This is a genomic window from Wenyingzhuangia sp. IMCC45467 (assembly GCF_054111205.1).
Genome location: NZ_CM134196.1, coordinates 1377536 through 1397042, shown reverse-complemented (window position 1 = coordinate 1397042; position 19507 = coordinate 1377536). Strand labels below are relative to the sequence as shown.

The 19507-nt window shown below is 30.9% G+C and carries 19 protein-coding genes and 3 tRNA genes; 11 read left to right on the top strand and 11 right to left on the bottom strand.

Annotated features, from left to right (window positions below):
• Positions 1-3: 3 nt before the first annotated feature.
• Both ACXGQT_RS05975 and ACXGQT_RS05970 read right to left on the bottom strand, forming a co-directional pair.
• Positions 4-342 (bottom strand): P-II family nitrogen regulator, encoded by a 339-nt coding sequence (locus ACXGQT_RS05975; protein ID WP_302883741.1) that lies wholly within the window; start codon positions 340-342, stop codon positions 4-6.
• Between the two features lie 90 nt (positions 343-432).
• Positions 433-1413 (bottom strand): outer membrane beta-barrel protein, encoded by a 981-nt coding sequence (locus ACXGQT_RS05970; RefSeq protein WP_457830489.1) that lies wholly within the window; start codon positions 1411-1413, stop codon positions 433-435.
• Between the two features lie 214 nt (positions 1414-1627).
• Between ACXGQT_RS05970 and ACXGQT_RS05965 the strand changes: the two genes are divergently transcribed.
• From ACXGQT_RS05965 to ACXGQT_RS05955, 3 genes are all read left to right on the top strand, one after another.
• The gene (locus ACXGQT_RS05965; protein WP_457830488.1) at positions 1628-2047 is read left to right on the top strand and encodes a MarR family winged helix-turn-helix transcriptional regulator; all 420 of its coding nucleotides are present in this window, start codon (positions 1628-1630) and stop codon (positions 2045-2047) included.
• A gap of 22 nt (positions 2048-2069) precedes the next feature.
• Positions 2070-2633 (top strand): YceI family protein, encoded by a 564-nt coding sequence (locus ACXGQT_RS05960; protein ID WP_457830487.1) that lies wholly within the window; start codon positions 2070-2072, stop codon positions 2631-2633.
• A 135-nt stretch (positions 2634-2768) separates the two neighbouring features.
• On the top strand, positions 2769-4118 hold the full coding sequence (locus ACXGQT_RS05955; protein WP_457830486.1) for a dihydrolipoamide acetyltransferase family protein: 1350 nt from the start codon (positions 2769-2771) through the stop codon (positions 4116-4118).
• A gap of 76 nt (positions 4119-4194) precedes the next feature.
• Here the strand turns inward: ACXGQT_RS05955 and pafA are convergent, their stop codons facing one another.
• Positions 4195-5850: an alkaline phosphatase PafA gene (gene pafA, locus ACXGQT_RS05950; RefSeq protein ID WP_457830485.1), complete on the bottom strand. Its 1656-nt coding sequence runs from the start codon at positions 5848-5850 to the stop codon at positions 4195-4197.
• A gap of 94 nt (positions 5851-5944) precedes the next feature.
• Between pafA and ACXGQT_RS05945 the strand changes: the two genes are divergently transcribed.
• From ACXGQT_RS05945 to ACXGQT_RS05925, 5 genes are all read left to right on the top strand, one after another.
• Complete coding sequence (locus ACXGQT_RS05945) at positions 5945-6685, top strand: MlaE family ABC transporter permease (protein WP_457830484.1); 741 nt, start codon at positions 5945-5947, stop codon at positions 6683-6685.
• 4 nt (positions 6686-6689) lie between these two features.
• On the top strand, positions 6690-7451 hold the full coding sequence (locus ACXGQT_RS05940) for an ABC transporter ATP-binding protein (RefSeq protein WP_457830483.1): 762 nt from the start codon (positions 6690-6692) through the stop codon (positions 7449-7451).
• 71 nt (positions 7452-7522) lie between these two features.
• Positions 7523-7595, top strand: a tRNA-Lys gene (locus tag ACXGQT_RS05935).
• A gap of 32 nt (positions 7596-7627) precedes the next feature.
• Positions 7628-7709, top strand: a tRNA-Tyr gene (locus ACXGQT_RS05930).
• A gap of 5 nt (positions 7710-7714) precedes the next feature.
• Positions 7715-7787 (top strand) — tRNA-Lys (locus tag ACXGQT_RS05925).
• A 204-nt stretch (positions 7788-7991) separates the two neighbouring features.
• Here ACXGQT_RS05925 and ACXGQT_RS05920 read toward each other — a convergent pair.
• Genes ACXGQT_RS05920 through ACXGQT_RS05900 form a run of 5 tightly spaced genes read right to left on the bottom strand, consistent with a single transcriptional unit; the run spans position 7992 to position 13165 of the window.
• Positions 7992-9410, bottom strand: a complete 1419-nt coding sequence (locus tag ACXGQT_RS05920; protein WP_457830482.1) for a DUF389 domain-containing protein — start codon at positions 9408-9410, stop codon at positions 7992-7994.
• Positions 9411-9420: 10 nt separating this feature from the next.
• A complete protein-coding gene (locus tag ACXGQT_RS05915) occupies positions 9421-10017 on the bottom strand; it encodes a SprT-like domain-containing protein (protein WP_457830481.1) in 597 nt (198 codons plus the stop codon).
• Positions 10018-10020: 3 nt separating this feature from the next.
• The gene (locus tag ACXGQT_RS05910; RefSeq protein WP_457830480.1) at positions 10021-10704 is read right to left on the bottom strand and encodes an SDR family NAD(P)-dependent oxidoreductase; all 684 of its coding nucleotides are present in this window, start codon (positions 10702-10704) and stop codon (positions 10021-10023) included.
• Positions 10697-12136, bottom strand: coding sequence for a hypothetical protein (locus ACXGQT_RS05905; protein ID WP_457830479.1), 1440 nt, complete (start codon positions 12134-12136; stop codon positions 10697-10699). Before ACXGQT_RS05905 ends, ACXGQT_RS05910 begins: the two co-directional genes overlap by 8 nt.
• A complete protein-coding gene (locus tag ACXGQT_RS05900; protein WP_457830478.1) occupies positions 12137-13165 on the bottom strand; it encodes a glutaminyl-peptide cyclotransferase in 1029 nt (342 codons plus the stop codon).
• A gap of 120 nt (positions 13166-13285) precedes the next feature.
• Here ACXGQT_RS05900 and ACXGQT_RS05895 point away from each other — a divergent pair, with 120 nt between their 5' ends.
• Positions 13286-13537, top strand: coding sequence for a type B 50S ribosomal protein L31 (locus ACXGQT_RS05895; protein ID WP_068824610.1), 252 nt, complete (start codon positions 13286-13288; stop codon positions 13535-13537).
• Between the two features lie 76 nt (positions 13538-13613).
• Here the strand turns inward: ACXGQT_RS05895 and ACXGQT_RS05890 are convergent, their stop codons facing one another.
• The 3 genes from ACXGQT_RS05890 to ACXGQT_RS05880 all read right to left on the bottom strand — a co-directional run bounded on the left by ACXGQT_RS05890 (position 13614) and on the right by ACXGQT_RS05880 (position 18285).
• Positions 13614-14945: a PhoH family protein gene (locus tag ACXGQT_RS05890; protein ID WP_457830477.1), complete on the bottom strand. Its 1332-nt coding sequence runs from the start codon at positions 14943-14945 to the stop codon at positions 13614-13616.
• A gap of 183 nt (positions 14946-15128) precedes the next feature.
• Positions 15129-16175, bottom strand: coding sequence for an ABC transporter permease (locus tag ACXGQT_RS05885; protein WP_457830476.1), 1047 nt, complete (start codon positions 16173-16175; stop codon positions 15129-15131).
• 4 nt (positions 16176-16179) lie between these two features.
• A complete protein-coding gene (locus tag ACXGQT_RS05880) occupies positions 16180-18285 on the bottom strand; it encodes a carboxy terminal-processing peptidase (protein ID WP_457830475.1) in 2106 nt (701 codons plus the stop codon).
• 158 nt (positions 18286-18443) lie between these two features.
• On the opposite strand from ACXGQT_RS05880, the gene surE reads away from it, so the two are divergent.
• Both surE and ACXGQT_RS05870 read left to right on the top strand, forming a co-directional pair.
• Positions 18444-19223, top strand: coding sequence for a 5'/3'-nucleotidase SurE (surE, locus tag ACXGQT_RS05875; RefSeq protein ID WP_457830474.1), 780 nt, complete (start codon positions 18444-18446; stop codon positions 19221-19223).
• The gene (locus ACXGQT_RS05870) at positions 19216-19506 is read left to right on the top strand and encodes a hypothetical protein (protein ID WP_457830473.1); all 291 of its coding nucleotides are present in this window, start codon (positions 19216-19218) and stop codon (positions 19504-19506) included. The genes surE and ACXGQT_RS05870 overlap by 8 nt, the downstream gene beginning before the upstream one ends.
• Position 19507 lies beyond the last annotated feature (1 nt).

Genomic DNA, 19507 nt, shown 5'->3' with positions numbered 1-19507 from the left:
GTTTTATTTTAAAGTTTCTCCACCTTTTTCTCCAGTACGGATACGGTAAGTTTCTAGTACGTCTGATACGAATACTTTTCCATCTCCAACTTCACCAGTTGAAGCTGTTTTTAATAAGGTTTCTACTGTTATTTGTTCAAAATCATCATTTACAATGATAGATAATTGACGTCTTTGGATGTCATTAGTGCTAAAAGATACTCCACGGTATACTTTACCAACTTTTTCATTTCCTAATCCAGTCACATCCCAGTAAGAAAAGAAGTTAACACCCACATCGTGTAAAGCTTCTTTCACTTCAGAAAACTTTGATTTTCTGATGATTGCTTCGATTTTTTTCATAATTGAAAGTTTAAATTTAGGTTGAATATAATTTTGTTATCTGGCAAGACTCACATCTTGCCAGATGATTTTTTTAAACTTTTCTAAGAATTAGAAAGAGTATACAGCAGCAACTGTGAATTGAGTTAAGCTATCTTCAGCAGATCCTTCAATCATCATATCGTCAGAAGAGTCTACTCTTAAATCAGCAATTACGCTTAAGTTTTCAGTTAAAGTAGTATTAGCTGTTAATGTGATAGCTGTTACAGCTTCATCAGCATTAGCATCTCCATTTAAAGCGAAGTATTCAGGACGTAATCCTAAAGAAAACGAGTCAGAAATTGCTTGTTGTAAATATAGAGCAACACCTTGGTAACCAGCTTCTAAATCAGAAGAAGAAGAATATGCTGCGTTAATTCCTAAGTATGTAGATGAAGCAATGTCAAATCCTCCAGTATAATCAATATATAATTGGTCAGATGCACCAAATCCATCAGCACCATAAGCAATGTTTAAGTATTGACCTTTAAATCCTACTTGGAAACCTAACTGTGCGTAATCATCACCATATCCAGTACCAAAGTTACCATGTGGGTTTGTGATAGCTAACATGAAAGATAAATCTTCAGATGCAGCATAGTCAATCTTAGCACCAACATGAGTAAATGGACCAGCATTAAATAAGTAAGATACTGTGTAATTGAAGTTTGAAGCGGGAGAGATTACTTCGTATCCTAAAAATGTATTAAATTGTCCAGCAGTAACAGTAAGTGCATCGTTAATGCTATAGTAAGCATACATTTGGTTTACGATACCTCCCCATCCAGAAGCATCAGCAGATCTTGGTCCGTATGCTAAATCTACAACAGCTCCAGCTTTACCTGATTCATAAGCAAAAATTGTGTTTGCCATACCTAAACCAAACATTGTTGCGTTTTCAGGAGTGTCAACTAATAAACCTGGAGCACCAGGTCCATCAACAGTGTTTACTGTTCCATAAACATCAACGGTTCCAGATACAGTTAATTTTCCTTCTTGTGCAAAAGTTAACATTCCTGTTAACATCATTGCTGATAAAATAATTTTTTTCATGATAAAGTTTTTTATGTTTTTAAGTTTTATCTGTTGACAAAGCTACGTATTAATACGTATGTTGCAAGAAAAAACTACCTGTTTTTTCGCAGTTTTATACGTAACTACCGTAAATACTGAGTAAGTAGCTTAAAAAAAATATAAAAAAAAGCTTGTTTTTTATAATAGTTGTATATACATTTGTTGTAGGAACAAGTGAAAAAACTGTCAAAAAATGGATAATATTCATAATAAAGCTGTCATAAACTTAATGTTAACAGGTAATTATGTTGTAGAACATCTTAACAGTTTCTTAAAGGTATATGATTTAACAGTGCAACAGTACAATATATTACGAATTTTAAGAGGTCAAGATGGTTTACCTGTTAATTTATATGAATTGCAAGACCATATGATTCACAAAATGAGTAATACTACTAGACTGGTAGAAAAATTAAGATTGAAGGAGCTGTTAGAACGTAGAGTTTGTGAAGCAAATAGACGAAAAATAGAAATTTTAATTACTGATAAAGGTTTGGGGTTGTTAGCAGGAATAGATCAGTCTTTAATAGATTATGAGAAGAATTTGGTACACAAATTGACTAATGATGAAATATTAACATTAATAGAATTATTAAAAAAAGTAAAAAATTAATAAATAAAAACCATAAAAAAAGATGAAAACAACAAGTATTAAATCAACCGTATTAGCAGGATTTGCATTTTTAGCGTTAACTCTATCTGCATTTGCAGGAGGAAAAGACCCAATTAAAGTAGGTAAAAGTACTATTGCATGGGTAGGAAAGAAAGTTACAGGGGAACACTCGGGAACTATTTCTTTTAAGGAAGGAGATGTAAAAGTAAAAAATGGATCTTTGGTAGGAGGATCATTTGTAGTAGATATGAACTCTATTAACGTAACTGATTTAGAAGGTGAGTACAAAGGAAAATTAGAAGGACACTTAAAGTCTGATGATTTCTTTGGTGTAGAAAAATATCCGGAAGCAACTTTTGTTATAACAAGTGTTAAAGGAAATGTAGTAAAAGGAGATTTAACCATTAAAGGTCATACAGAAAAAGAGGCATTTACTTTAATAACTAAAGACAATACTATTAGTGGTAATGTTGTGATTGATAGAACTAAATTTGGAATCCGTTACGGATCTAACTCTTTCTTTGATAACTTAAAAGACAAAGCAATTAATGATCAGTTTGAATTAACCATTAACATTGTATTCTAAATAATTTGTAAATAGAAAAAAATAAAGCCCAATAGCTTATAAGCTATTGGGCTTTATTTTTTAAATCGTATTTTAATATTCTTACTATATAAGACGGCTATATTTCTTAAATTCGCAAAACAAATAAAAGTACACATGTCTAAATTTGAGTTGAAGTTACCTAAAATGGGTGAAAGTGTAGCAGAAGCTACTATTACTGCTTGGTTAAAAGAAGTTGGAGATTTTATTGAGTTAGATGATTCTATTGTAGAAGTAGCCACCGATAAAGTAGATTCTGATGTACCTTGTGAGGTATCAGGAGTTTTGTTAGAAAAAAAATACCAAGAAGGAGAAGTAGTTAAAGTTGGACAAGTATTGGCAGTTATAGAAACCAATGCTCAAGAAGCACAAGTTTCTGCTCCTGTTGTAAATAAAGTTGAAGAAAATCCTGCTGATTTAGAAGAGACTATAGCAACTGTAGAAGCGGATGTTAATGATGTTATTGCAAAAGTAACAACTAATAAAAAAATAGCCATTGAAAATACTGATGGAAATTTTTATTCTCCATTGGTAAAAAAAATAGCAAGTACAGAAGGAGTGTCTCAATCTGAATTAGATGCTATTAAAGGTACTGGACTTGAGGGTAGAGTGACCAAAGATGATATTTTGTCTTATGTAAATCAAAAGGCTAAAGGATTAAATACTTCTACAACTAAAACAATAACTAAAGAAAGTAAAGTAGTTGAAACTACCAAGGAAAAACAAGAAGCTCCTGTAAATTTAGAAATAAATTCAGGGGATGAGTTGATTACTTTATCTAGAATGGGAAAAATGATTTCAGATCATATGGTTCATTCTAAAAGAAAAGCATCACACGTACAGTCTTTTATAGAGGTAGATGTTACCAATATTGTTAAGTGGAGAGATAAAGTAAAAGATACTTTCTTTAAAAGGGAAGGGGAAAAGTTAACTTATACACCTATATTTATGATGGCGGTTGCTCAGGCTATTAAAAAATATCCTTTGGTAAATATTACTTTTGATGGTGTTGATAAGGTAGTGGTTAAAAAATCTATCAATTTAGGAATGGCTTCTGCTTTACCTGATGGGAATTTAATTGTACCTGTAATAAAGAGCGCACAAAACTTAAATTTGGTGGGAATGACCAAAGCAGTAAACGACTTGGCCTTAAGGTCTAAAAACAACAATTTAAAACCAGAAGATGTAAAAGGAGGAACTTATACCGTAACCAATATTGGTGGTTTTGGGTCTATTTTTGGAACTCCAATCATTAATCAGCCAGAGAGTGCTATTTTGGCTTTAGGGGCTATTAGAAAAGTACCAGCTGTAATAGAAACTCCAGAAGGAGATTTTATAGGGATCCGTCAAAAAATGTATATTTCACATTCATATGATCATAGAGTGATTAACGGTGCCTTAGGAGGAATGTTTATCAAAGAAATAAAAGATATTTTAGAGGCTTGGAATGCAAATCAAGAACTGTAGTCAAATCATTTAAGTCATAAAAAAAGTCCTGCTAAGTAAGTTTAGCAGGACTTTTTTATTGTAGAACGGTTGTAACTTATTTGTTTTCAGTGTTAAAAACTTCAGTTAAAATATCATTAGAACTCATATTAGGTTCTTGTATTTGTAATATGTTAGATAGGGTTGGAGCAATTTGAGTAATGTTTACAGGAGACTTTACCGTTTTTCCTTTGTTGATATTTCTTCCATAAAACATAATAGGAATGTGAGTGTCGTAATTATAACCACTTCCGTGAGTGGTTCCTGTTTTAATATATCCATCGCTAATAACAGCAGGCTCTAAAGCAATTAAAATATCTCCAGATCTCTTTTGGTTGTATCCTTCTTGTAACAAACTAACAGGAGATTGTGTAAACTCACTTCTCTGTAATGTATGTTCAGAAACAGCTCTATAAATTAGAGGATAGGTTATAATTTCATCAATTATTGCATTTTCTACTTCTTCTAGATTTAAATCTAATTTTGCAATTTCATCACGATTCAAGAAGATTTGTTCGTTAGAATAGTTCTTAATCAAGTTAGCAGATTGATAAGTTTTTTCTGTAAACTCGTTTAATTTTGATAAAAACTCCTTTTTAGAAAAATATCCTCCAGGAATTTTATTATCCATTAAGTAGTTAGGTATTTGTGCTACAGCATGATCGGCAGTAATGAATAAAACATAATCATCTTTTCCTACTTTTCTGTTTAAGTAGCTAATAAAATCATCTAAATCATTATTTAAACGAATATAAGCATCTTGTACTTCTTTAGATACAGCTCCGTATTTATGACCAATATAGTCGGTACAAGAAATACTAATGGCCAAGAAATCAGAATACTCTTTGTTTTTACCTAGTTCTTCATTTTTGATAATTTCTTTGGCAAAATCTAAAGTCATAGTATTCCCAAAAGGAGTTGTTTTTAAAATGCTATAGCCTCCATTTTTTTCTTTAAGAGTAGCTAAATTGTGAGGGAATACAGGTTTTTCTTCTCCGTTAAACAACCCTTCGTAATGATTGTGGTCACTAATACTTTCAGTGTATTTTGCAATTTCTTTTTCTGTCATCCAAGGAGATGCTAAGTATTCGTTAAGTTTTAACTTGTTTGTGTTGTTATATAAGTTTACCCAGTTAGGAATTTGCTTAGCATAATACGTACTAGAGACCCAATTACCAATGTTACCTCCATCAAACCAATAAGCAATATCTGCAGCATGTCCTACAGGTAAAATAGCCGATCTATCTTTAACAGCAACTCCTATTACTTTACCATTAAAGTTTTGAGCTAATTTTAATTGATCTGCAACTGTAGAGGCAATTAATCTTTTAGGAGATTTTTTTCCTTCGTCCGTTTTACTACCAATCGTTTCGTAATTTTTGTCATCAACTACATAAATAGATTTCTCAGCAAATTTATCGTACCAATTATTTCCTATAATTCCATGGTTTTTTGGGGTAGTACCAGTGTATACAGAAGCGTGTCCTACAGCTGTATAGGTAGGAATATAATTATAATGTGCATTTTCAAAAGTTGTTCCGTTCTTAATAATTTCATTGAATCCTTTAGCTCCAAATTTTTCTTTAAACCTTTGTAAATAGTCATATCTCATTTGGTCAACAACAATTCCAATTACAAGTTTTGGTTTTTTTGATGTTTGTGCATTTCCAATAAAAATGCTACTTAAAATAACTAGGGTGATTAGTTTTTTCATTTGAGGTTCTCTTTTATTTTATATGGCATTAAAAGTAGGTATATTAGAGTAATTGTTTGTTAAGGATTTGATATTTTAGCTTAAAATTTAGTCGATGAATTATGTAAAGAGCATAGGTGCCTATGCAATTATGTTAAAGAGCGTTTTTAAAAAGCCCCAAAAACGTAAAATTTTTTGGGAAGCTGTTTTTAGAGAAGTTGATGATTTGGGAGTAAAGTCTATAGGAATTGTAGCTTTTATTGCTTTTTTCATAGGTGGAGTAGTGGCCATACAAACAGCTTTAAACTTAGAGGATCCTATTATTCCTAAAGATTTAATTGGTTTTGCCACTAAAAGATCTGTTATATTAGAATTCTCATCTACTTTTATCATGGTAATTTTGGCAGGTAAAGTAGGTTCTTATATAACTTCTAGTATAGGAACAATGCGTGTAACAGAACAAATAGATGCCTTGGAGGTAATGGGGATTAATTCATTAAATTATTTAGTGTTACCTAAAATTATAGCTACTGTTTTTTTCTATCCATTTTTAGTTTTATTAGCTATGTTTTTAGGGATTTTTGGAGGATGGGTTTCTGCCATTGCTACAGGTTTGTTTAAACAACAAGATTATATAGCAGGTATACAATTAGATTTTGAGCCGTACTTGGTATGTTATAGTCTAATAAAATCAGTAGTGTTTGCTTTTTTAATAGCAACCATTCCTTCTTATTTTGGGTATTATGTTAAAGGCGGTTCTTTAGAAGTAGGTAGTGCAAGTACAAAAGCTGTGGTTTGGACAATTGTTGTAATTATTGTGGCCAATTATTTTTTAACCCAAATGTTATTAAGTTAAGATTATGATAGAAGTTAAAAATGTATATAAGAGTTTTGGTGATACACCCGTTCTGAAAGGAATTGATGCTACTTTTGAGCCAGGAAAAACAAGTTTAATTATAGGACAAAGTGGTTCTGGAAAAACAGTTTTTTTAAAAAACCTATTAGGATTGCATATTCCTGATAAAGGAACCATATCTTATAACGGACAAACAACCAAGTCTATGTCTTCCGAAGAAAAAAGGCAGTTAAAACAAGATTTAGGAATGGTTTTTCAGGGATCTGCTTTGTTTGATTCCTTAACCGTAGAAGAAAATGTAATGTTTCCTTTAAAAATGTTTACCAATCAATCTAAATCAGAAATGTTAGATCGTGTAAACTTTGTATTGAATAGGGTGAACCTAAAAGATTCTAATCATAAATTTCCTGCAGAGCTTTCTGGAGGAATGCAAAAACGTGTGGCCATTGCACGTGCAATAGTTACCAATCCTAAATACTTGTTTTGTGATGAACCAAACTCAGGTTTAGATCCAAGAACTTCTATTGTTATAGATAATTTAATTCAAGAAATTACTGATGAATATCAAATTACAACCGTAATAAACACCCATGATATGAACTCTGTGATGGAAATTGGAGAAAAAATTATTTTTTTAAAAGATGGTTTAAAAGAGTGGGAAGGAACCAGTAATGATATATTTAAAACTGATAATGAAGCAGTTGTGAATTTTGTTTATAGTTCTAATTTATTTAAGAAAGTACGTAAGGCATATTTAGAAGAATAAAATTTTATTTTTCTTTTGTGTAACTGTATAAAAGTCCTATATTTGCACCCGCAATAACGAGTGGTATTCATGACCTGGTAGCTCAGTTGGTAGAGCATCTCCCTTTTAAGGAGAGGGTCCTGGGTTCGAGCCCCAGCCCGGTCACAAATTTTAAAACATAACATAAGTTATTGCATGGTGAGATACTCAAGTGGCCAACGAGGGCGGACTGTAAATCCGCTGACTATGTCTTCGAAGGTTCGAATCCTTCTCTCACCACGGACGACCTGGTAGCTCAGTTGGTAGAGCATCTCCCTTTTAAGGAGAGGGTCCTGGGTTCGAGCCCCAGCCCGGTCACAAAAGCCTTTCGTTTTACGAAAGGCTTTTTTTATTATGATGGGAGATAAGTTTATGTTGGGTGTAGTTGAGGTGATCTCCAAGACCTGTCACAAAGTCTTGTACTTTAAGTAAGGCTTTTTTAATTTAAAATAGGTTCAATTTTGATATAAAAAAAGACCTAACATCAATTGATGTTAGGTCTTTTTTGTGGTTTATCTGTTTTTAATAATTAATCACTTCAAGTTTTGTCTTGTTAAGTCTTGTTTGTAACCATTGTTTTAGTTGTTCTTGTTTTTTAGTGTTTTTAAGCTTCCAGCTGGCTTCAAAAACTACAATGGTATCAACGGTCTTAAAATTGGTTTCTAATTTATTAGCAAAGCTTAATTTTTCCAAATCAGTATAAATAATTTTTGCTTCTTGACTAATTTGAATAAAAGGGATTTGTTCTTTTAATATGTGTTGTAGTTGAGTTTCTTTTTCTATTAATAAAGCTTCTTTTTGCTGTATAATTTCATCCTTATTAGCTATTAGGTTCTGGTTTTTTACATATGAGTTTTTTATCATGTTAATTTCATCTTCTAATAAAGAACTCTTGTCATCTTGTTGAATTTCTAAAGTTGAGTTTGATAAACCATATTCATCTAGTTTATTAGACCATATGGTTTTTTGAGTTTTATCAATATTGGTTCCTAATACAACTATTTTGATAATTCTTTTTTCATTATTAATATCAGTATTTATAATACCTGCATTTGTTTTTTCTTGAAGATCATAAATAAATTTTTCTGCGTTTAATTTGTATTGATTTCCTTTGAATAGTATGTAAAATTGATAAATACTAAAAGCTATAATTACAGCAGCAGTAAAACCCGCTAATTGAGCAATTCTTTTACGTTTTATTTGGTTGATGTATCTAACCATTGGGAAACGCAAAAATTTTACTACCGAAAAAGTAGCAATAGCTATAAAAATGGCGTTTATAATAAATAGGAACATGGCTCCAAAAAAATATTCTAAATTCCATGTAGCCAATCCAAATCCTGCAGTACATAAAGGAGGCATTAAGGCAGTAGCAATGGCAATACCAGCAATAGTATTGGTCATTTCAGTTCTTCTACTTAAAGCAATAATTAAGGCGAGTCCACCAGCGAGTGCAATTAACACATCTCTTACATCTGGAGCGGTTCTAGCAATAATTTCTGGAGTAGCTTCTTGAAATAATGGAATGCTAAAAAATAAAAAGGAGGTAGTAACACTTAAACCAACCATTACTCCTAAGTTTATTAAAGATCTTTTAAGTGTATCAATATCATTAATACCTATAGATAGTCCCAAACCAAGAATAGGTCCCATTAATGGAGATACGAGCATGGCTCCAATTACAACTGCTGTTGAACTAACATTTAATCCTATAGAGGCTATGAATATAGAAAAAATTAAAACCCAAGCATTGTGACTTTTTACAGGGATTCCTGCTTTTATTTTTTCAATTGTAACTTCCTTGTTGGTATCTTCTCTAATGTCTAAAAGGTTAATAAGAAAGTCTTTAAAGGCACTAAAAAATCCTTTGAATTCTTTTTGTACTTCTTTTTTTTTGTTTTCTATATGATCTTGATTGTTGTCGGGAGTGGTGTTTTCCATAGTCTAAACATTAGTGAGACACAATTTTTACAGGAGCGCTACCTTTGACTAAAAACTTTTTATTTGTGCTAATTTCTAAACACTCATATCTTGTTCTTCGTTTATTAAGTATTTTAAAAGTTCTGTTGTTTAGCGTAAACAAAACTCCTGGCTCTAAATCAAATATAAAACATTTATCGTTATCTAAATTGTTGTTTTTTAGTTGTAGTTTGGTTGCTAAAATAGGGTCGGAGTCTGTAGTTGCTTTGGCATTAATAAGGTGTTTTGCCAAAGGCATTAAAATATCATTGCTAAAAATAGTGTCATTTAAGAAAGGTAACATCAAACGTTTAAAACTTTGTTTCCATTCAATACCATGTGCTTTGGCTTTAGGATATTTTAAATAAACATCTAAATGAGCAATTTCATGCACCAAGGTAATTAAAAACTGCTCTTTTGATAAATTGTTGTTAATGCTAATGCTTGCTATAGGTTTGGTTGCTCTAAAATCTCCTCTTTTGGTTTTTCTCCCGTTTACAATTTTTAAATGAAAGGTATAATTGTTAAGGAGTTCTTCTAAATCTTTTTTTGATGAAATAGGAATGTAGGGGAGTAGTTTATCAATCATAAATTAGGGTGTTGTACTAGATACCTCTAAAACTTTTCCATTGTAAAATTTATGTCCAGTTGTGGCAAAATCAAAAATATAGTTTGCCATTTCGCTAGGGGTTATAGGAGCTTGGTATCCTGGAAAGGCTTCTTGTAACATTTCTGTTTGTACGGCTCCCAAGGCCAACACGTTAAATGCTATTTTTTGTGCTTTATATTCTTCTGCCAATAATTCAGACAAAGTAATAACAGCCCCTTTTGATGAACTGTAAGCGGCCAAACCGGGGAATTTTAAACTTCCTTGAATTCCTCCCATGCTACTAATGGTAACTACATGACTATTTTCTTGTAAAAAAGGAATGGTTTTTTGTGTTAACAAGGCAACTGAAAAAACATTTACTTGATAAACTTCTTGAAAATCTTGTTGAGATATTTCTGCAAAAGGTTTGTTTACCAATTTTCCTGCATTGTGTATTAAAGCGGTTAGTTTGATATTGTTTTTAGTTAAATAATCAACCAAAGTATCAATCTCTTTTTCTTTACTTAAATCTATTCCAAAAGTGGTAATGTTTGGATGGTTTATGACTGCTAAAGTTTTTGTGTTTCTTGATAAAGCCAATACTTTAAAATTATGATTGGCAAATAATTGAGCCAATTCAAATCCAATTCCTCTGCTTGTTCCTGTTATAATTACAGTTTTACTCATCTTCTGTATCTAATGTTTTAAAATCTATGTGTTGGTAGGCTCCAATATCGGGAGCTGTGGTTCTGTCTGTTCCAATAATATCAAAAGGAACTTCGGTTGCCGTAGTTATATCAGCTTGGTTAATTCCCTCATTATCTAAACCAATTCTTAAATCGTTAATAGAGGTGTTTCTAAAATCAAGGTTTTTATTAAGCAACACATTTGTGTAATAAATATTATTATCTGTGTTGTATAGATCATCACCTTTTTCTAGGTTTAAAAGGCTGTTTTTGATGTTAAAATTAAAGATAGGTTCATCCTCATTTTTATCTAAAAACAATTCAGAATTTCTAGATCCAGAAATAATACAATTGATGAAATTTGCACTGTTTAATGGAGCGTTTATTTTTGATTCCATATCATCAATATAATAATTAGCCAAAGAAATTGTGTTTTCTGATTTTATTCCTTTGCTCCAATAATTAGCAAATGTACAATGCTTAAAAGTATAATTCCCACCTTGTAAATAGAGACTAGATTTTCCGGTTTGTCCTGTCACAATATTTTCTCCATGGATAAGAGCGTTTATGCTGTAAATTCCGTTTTCTGAAGCATTGTAGATTTCTGTGTTTTTAATAGTGATAAGATTGGTAGTGTTATGAATGTTTAATGCTATAGTTGAATTTAAAATTTTTAAATAATTAATGTTTACAACATCGGTATTATTGATGTTAATTCCTTGCCATTGTCCTGGAACTGAATTGTACTCATAATTTAAATTATCGCTTTTAAAAACAATGGAGTCATTTTGAGTTCCGTTGATGTTTATTGTTGCTCCTTGTGAAATGGTTAAACTTGAGTTTTTACTAAAATGAATGATAGAACCTGCCTCAATAGTTAAATTTCCGTTTTGGGGAACAATAGCATTACCGTAAATTACGTAGGGTTTGATATTGGTAAAATTTGTTTCTGATATTTCAAAATCAGTATTATTACTATCAAACAAAAAAATGGCATCTTTAACCAGTGTTACAAGATTTACTTTTTGTAGTGTTCCATTGGGATCAAATAAAATTTTGTCCTCGTAAATCATTTCATCATTGGTGTCTGTAGCAGCAATGGTTCCTTCTATAAAAACAAACAAACTATCTTTTTTAAGGAGGAGTATGTTTTCAAATTCAGTTCCAGAAATACCATCAACATTAATTCTGTATTTAGAGTCTAATTTTTCTAGTTGAATTTTAGGAATGATAATATCGTTATTACTCTTATTGTAAACTTTTAAGATTTTAGTAGTGGTGCTTAAATCATTAAAAACAGTGTCTAAAAACAAAGTATCTGTAGAAAAACTTAAGTTTCCATTGCTGTTAATGGTACTAAAATCTTTACGACATGAAAACTGACATATCGCAAGGAGTATAAGAACTGTTTTTATGAATGAACTTAACTTCATTTATTTAATAATTTCAATTTCAAATAATTTGTCCCAGTTTTTTCCTGTAACATATAATTTGTTTGTGTTTGGGTTGTAGGCAATTCCGTTTAAGACCTTGTCTTGAGATTGCGCAATGGTTTTGTTGTCTAAATGATCTGTTAGTCCGTTTAAATTAATAATTGCCTCTACAGTTCCATTTTTAGGGTTGATGATGGTGATGGCATTTTTCATCCAAATATTAGCATAAATTTCACCATTTACATATTCTAACTCGTTTAGCTCCTTTACCAGTCTTTTGTTTGTGTAAACCTCAATATAAGATTCTTCTTGTCCGTTTTCAGGATTTAAGAACCAAATTTTTTCAGTTCCATCAGATTTTATTAAGTGAGTATCATTATGTGTTAACCCCCAACCTTCTTTACTTTGATTGTAATTAAACGTTTTAAGGGTTTTAAAAGTATCTACATCGTATATAAAACCAATTTTGTTTTGCCAGGTTAGTTGATAAACTTTATTGTTAAAAATAGTCATTCCTTCACCAAAATATTTGTCGGCTAAGGGGTGTTCTTTTAAAACTTCTCCTGTTTTTAAATCTACTTTTCTTAGCACAGATTGTCCTCTTTGTCCTGTGCTTTCATACAATTCGTTATCGTGAAATTCCAATCCTTGAGTAAAAGCATTTCTATCATGAGGATATGTATTGATTACTTTATAACCGTAAACTTTAGGTTTTTTAGTTGCTAAAAAAATAATTACTTTTTCTTTACTAACAATATCATCATTTTCTCCAATGCTTACCTTTATGGTATGTTTTCCTAAACGATAATTTTTAATATCAATAGTTGCTTTTTGTTTGTTGCTAATTTCTTTTCCATCTAAAAAGTAAGTGATTTTAGAATTTTCTTCAAGACGAGTGGAAATAGAAATGTTTAATGATTGATTAATTTGTATTTTTGCAGGGATTTCTATGGTAAAATCAGCCTTGCTTTTGCAGGCAGAAAAACATAAAATAATTGAAAGTAGTAAGATAATTCGGTTAAAAGACATCTGATTTATAAAAATAAGGTTGATTATGTAAAAATATTTCTTTTTATTTTTTTATTAATCAAAAATATACTTAAATTTGCAGTCTCAAAAATAAAACACAGTTAAAACATAGATATAATTATGAGAAAAGGAATACATCCAGAAAATTATAGAATGGTAGCTTTTAAAGATATGTCTAATGGTGATGTATTTTTAACTCGTTCAACAGCAAACACTAAAGAAACTTTAGAAGTTGATGGTGTAGAGTATCCAGTTGTTAAAATGGAAATCTCTAGAACTTCTCATCCTTTCTATACAGGTAAGTCTAAATTAGTTGATACAGCAGGACGTATTGACAAATTCAAAACTAAATACGCTAAGTTTAAAAAGTAATTTTTTAACTTTTCAGAAATATAAAAAAGCTGTTGAAATTTTCAACAGCTTTTTTGTTTTCTATAATAAGGAAAATCTACAACAAGTCGTTTGCAAGATTTGCTAATTCTGAACGTTCTCCTTTTTCTAATTTGATATGAGCAAATAGTTTATGACCTTTTAATTTATCAATTAAATAAGTTAAACCATTACTGTGTTCATCCATATAAGGAGTATCTATTTGGTTGATATCTCCCGTAAAAATAATTTTAGTTCCTTCTCCAGCTCTAGTAATTATGGTTTTAACTTCGTGTGGTGTTAAGTTTTGAGACTCATCAATAATCATAATGACTCCAGCTAAACTTCTACCTCTAATAAAGGCCAAAGCGGTTAACACTAAATCTTCATTTTCTTCCATTTCATCCAAAGCCTTTCTTTTTCTAGAGTCTGCTTTGTATTGTGATTTAATAAATTTTAAATTATCAAACAAAGGTTGCATGTATGGAGATATTTTTTCTTCAGCTCCTCCAGGTAAAAAACCAATATCTCTATTACTTAATGGAATAATAGGTCTGGCTAGTATAATTTGGTTGTACAGTGCTTTTTGTTCCAAAGCGGTAGCCAAGGCTAAAAGTGTTTTTCCGGTTCCTGCAACTCCTTGTAAAGCGACTAGCTTAATATCAGGATTTAACAAAGCATCAATAGCAAAGGTTTGTTCTGCATTTTTGGGTTTAATACCGTAAGCATAACTTTTTTCAACACGTTCTATTTGATCTGTTTCTGGATTATATCTAGCTAAAACAGAGTCTTGGTTGTTGTTGATGATATAATAACCATTGGCCATTTTTTGCTCTCCTAAAATTCCGTTTTCTGCTATTTGATTGTTTTGATATAATTCTCTGATGACATCAGATTCTAAATCGTTTAAATTGATAGACCCTTTAGAAACTTTTTTAATGTCCTCAACCTTACCTGTTTTGTAATCTTCAGCTTTTAGCTCTAATGCTTTGGCTTTTATTCTTAGGTTGATGTCTTTGGTTACTAAGGTTACTTTAAAATCAGGATAGGTTTCTTTAATAAGTAGAGCAGTATCAATAATTCTATGATCATTTTTTTTAGAACCATATGCTTCTTTGGCACTTGTTCCTGTTGCATTATCATGCATGGAAATAAACAAATCTCCTTTATTATCTCCTAAACTAATCCATTCGTTTAAATTTTGATTTTCAGAAATTTTATCTAAAAAACGGATAACAGATCTTGCCTCAAAGTTTTTGGTGTCGTTACCAATTTTAAAATTATCGAGTTCTTCTAATACGGTGATGGGAATTACAACATTGTTGTCTTGAAAGTTTTTAATTGAATTATGATCAAAAAGTAGTACGGAAGTATCTAGTACAAAGATTTTTTTAGCATGTGTTTTTGTCATGTTGTAATGTTTAGAGTTTTCTAAAAGTAGCAATCTTTTTTTTGTAAAACAATGTTACAACACCATATTATAAAAGAAAAAAGGCTTAGAGATGTATAAACATCAGCTAAGCCATTTTGATTTAAATACTTACCCCTAAGCATTATTTTTTAAATTTAGTGAAAAAACAACAATAAACAAATGTTAATTGTTGTTTTTTACATCCCAGTAATCTCTAAGGTGGTTTCCTATAATCATAAAAGAAAGTACAAGAAGTACAATTAAGCTACCAGGAATAATTGCTAAATAAGCTTTACCAGTTACAATATAGTTGTAATGGTTTTTAATAATAATACCCCATGAGGGAGTAGGTGGTTGTGCTCCTAAACCTAAAAAACTCAGGCCGCTTTCCACTAAAATAGAAGCGGCAAAGTTAGAGGCAGAAATAACAATAACAGGACCAATAATATTAGGTAAAATATGTTTGGTAATGATTTTAAAGTTAGAAAGTCCTAAAACTTTAGCAGCTTCTATATATTGTAAATTCTTAACGCTTTTTGTTTGACCTCTAACCACTCTGGCAACTTCTACCCACATGGTTAGTCCAACAGCTACATATATTTGCCACAAACCTTTACCCAAACTAACAGTAATGGCAATAACTAATAATATGGTTGGAATAGACCAGGTAACATTAATAAGCCACATAATAACACTATCTATAACTCCTCCAAAATAACCTGCAAGGGCTCCTAGAGTCATTCCTATAATTAAGGATATGCTAACTGCTATTACTCCAATAGAAAAGGAAATACGAGCTCCAACAATTAATCTGCTCAACAAATCTCTTCCATATTTATCCGTTCCTAGCCAAAATGTTTTTTTTATGACTTTTATTTGGTCGCTTTTAGCAATACTTAAATTTTCTTCTTGGTTTAATAATTGGTATTGAATTGTTTTGTCTCCTATTTTGTAATTGTTGTTAATAGGAGTTTCTTTGTGATATGTTTTGCTTCCCGAAACTAGCTTGCTCCATAAACTTTGTTTGATATTTTTATTGCTTTCTTGTAGCATATAGGTAGAAAAACCTGGAGGTTTTGTTTGTATGGTAACATGCATGGTGTTAGCATTGGCTGAGCTATCTGGAGCAATAAAATAAGCAAATAAAGCAAGGAAGGCACCAAAACAAATAAAGCCAACACAAAGGTTGGCTAGAATGTTTTTAGAAAAAATGTTTTTTAAGAGTGGCATTGTTTTATTTGTTAGCTACTTTTAGTTTACTTAAAGTTTCTATAGCCTCGTTTACATAAATATCATCATGTAAATTTTTGTGCCAAAACTTTCTTTTGTCTCTTAAAATGGTATCTGTTGCAATTAAATTACTTTCATAAGTAGGAGATGAAAAAGTAAATGGAGAATCATATTTTAAAATATCTTTATACTCTTTGGCTTCTCTATTTAGTTGTTCTTGTTCCTCTTCATAACCTTTTATGTTTAATGGATATGTTAAGTTGTCTTGGTTCTTTTTAAGCCATTTGGCATAAGAATTAATTTTATTAAACTGAGGATTTGTATTGATGCTGTTTTGCATTTCGGCAACAACTTCATCAAAATTAGAATAATAATTACTATCGTTATATTTTGCTTTTGCTATTTGATCCCAATTTAGAGGAGCATCTAATTCACGTTCAGCAATATCTAAATAACTATATCTATCTGGCATTACAATATCAGAACTAACTCCTTTTAACTGAGTAGAACCTCCATTAATTCTGTAGAATTTTTGGATGGTTAATTTTAAAGCTCCTAAATCCTCACTGTAATTTAAGTATTGATTGATAGGAATTACATTTTGAACAGTTCCTTTACCATACGTTTGTTTGCTACCAATAATTACTGCTCTTTTATAATCTTGCATAGCTGCCGCTAAAATTTCTGATGCAGAAGCAGAAAGTTCATTCACCATAATTACCAAAGGACCATCCCAAAGCAAACCACTATCTGTATCGTTTTTAATATCAGGTTTGTTGTCTTTGTATTTTACTTGTACTACAGGACCCTTGTCTATAAACAATCCTGCTATATCAATAGCAGTGCTTAGAGAACCACCACCATTGTTTCTTAAATCAATAGCCAATCCTTCAATTCCTTCTTTTTTAAGTGCTTCAATTTCTTTACGCATGTCTGTAGCAGAATTGCGTTGTCCTTGTTTTGTAAAGTCAATATAAAATTTAGGTAAATCTATAATTCCATATTTTTTACCATTTTTAATTGTGGTGGTAGATTTTACAAAAGTATCTTCAAACTCAACAATGTCTCTAACAATGGCTATTTTTTTATAAGTATTATCAACTTTTTTTACTGTTAGTACTACTGTAGTTCCTTTTTTTCCTTTAATTAATTCAATAGCATCAGTTAAGCGCATTCCAACAATAGTTGTTGGCTCTCCATCTTGTCCTTGAGCTACTTTTGTAATGATATCACCAACTTCTAACTCCCCTTGTTTATATGCAGGTCCACCAGCTATTAATTCAACAATTTTAGTATATCCTCTTTCATCAGATAATCTTGCTCCAATTCCCTCAATAGATCCCGCCATACTAGAATCAAATTTTTTCTTCATGTCGGGTGCAAAATAATTGGTGTGTGGATCAAATTGAGCGGTAATACAGTTTAAGAAAATAGCAAACCTATCATTTTCAGGAGTACTATTTTCATAGTAAAACAAGTCTTCAATATTGTCTAAAGTTTTTTGTCTAGCCTTTTTTTCTAATTCATCAAAACTTAATTTTTGATAATTCTTATCCTCCTTTAATTTGTCTTCTTCATCTTTTAAATCATCTGTTAATTTACTAACGGTAGAGAATTTTAAATGTTTACGCCATACATCTTTTTTAGCTTTAAGATCTATTGGATACTCGGTTGTTTTAGGGTCTAGGTTAATAGATTCTTTTTTATCGTAATCAAACTTGTTTTTTAAAACTTCCTGATAAATAAGTTTTGATTCTTGTAATCTCATCACAAAAGTATCAGTTACTTCCTTAAAAAAATCGAATTTTCTACGAATGATTTGATTGTCAATATCATGATAATATTTTTTAAACTCAGCAACATCACTAGCTAAAAAGTAACGTTTATAAGGGTCTAAATCTTCAATATATTTTTTAAAAACAGCTTCAGAAAAGTTGTCATCAATCATTTTAGGTTCGTAATGTCCTTTTTCAAGAATAAAACGTAAGGCTTCTATTAGTATTTGATCTCTTTCAGGATCTTTAGTTTCTTGACGAGTGTTAAAACTATAAAATACTGATAGTCCAATAATTAATGTAAGAACGTATATGTGTTTGATATATTTTTTCATGTATATTGATGGAATCTATGTTGAAAGCTACTAATTTAGGTTTTTTTCAAAGGGAATTAAAATAAATTTTAGAACATCTTTAAATAATAAAGAATCTCTTGATTTGTTTTATCTATTCCTAAAATTTAATGGTAAATTTGAATCATAATACGCTACTTATGTCAAAAAACAAGCCAAAGATTTTAGTGACCAATGATGATGGAATTACTGCCAAAGGAATTAGAACTTTAATTAAAGAAATGTGCAAATTAGGTGATGTTTATGTAGTTGCTCCTGATAGCCCTCAAAGTGGAAAAGGACATGCCATTACTATTGATGCTATTTTAGAGTTAAAACCTATAAAAGTAGATGATGGTGCTTTGGTAGAAGTTGCTTGTACTGGAACTCCTGCCGATTGTGTAAAATTAGCCATTAATGAGGTTTTAGAGGTAAAACCAGATTTGTGTGTTTCTGGAATTAATCATGGAAGTAATTCTTCAATCAGTGTTATTTATTCTGGAACAATGAGTGCTGCCATTGAAGCGGGTATTGAAGGAATACCATCTATAGGTTTTTCTTTGTGTGATTATTCTAAAAATGCAGATTTTAAAGAAGCAAGACCATTTGTGTACAAAATAGCAAAACAGGTTTTAGAAAATGGATTGCCAGATGGTGTAGTGTTAAATGTGAATTTTCCTAAATCATCAGAAAATCCGTATAAAGGAATTAAGGTTTGTAGGCAAGCAAGAGCCAATTGGAGAGAAAAATTTGACAAGAGAGTTAATCCTATTGGAAAAGAATATTTTTGGTTAACAGGAGAGTTTGAAAACTTAGATGCAGGAGAAGATACAGATGAATATTGGTTGGCAAAAAACTACATTTCATTGGTGCCAATTCAGTTTGATTTAACAGCTCATCACATGATTCAGAAATTAAATACATGGAAATTGAATGAATAGTATTGTAAAACAAGTACTGGCAGGAACGGTTTTAGGGCTTTTGGTAAGTACTTTGGGTTCATTTATTTTTGTACTGATTTTATTACCAACAAACGACTTACAAGACACTTTCAATAAATTGTTAACAAGTGGTTTACTAACCAAAATAATTACTTTAGGAACTCTGCCTAACGCAATTGTTTTTCATTTGTTAATTAAAAGTAAAAGAGATTATATGGCTAGAGGAGTGCTAATGGCTGTAATTTTATTGGCTGTTCTTTTTGCCATACTAAAAATATCATAGA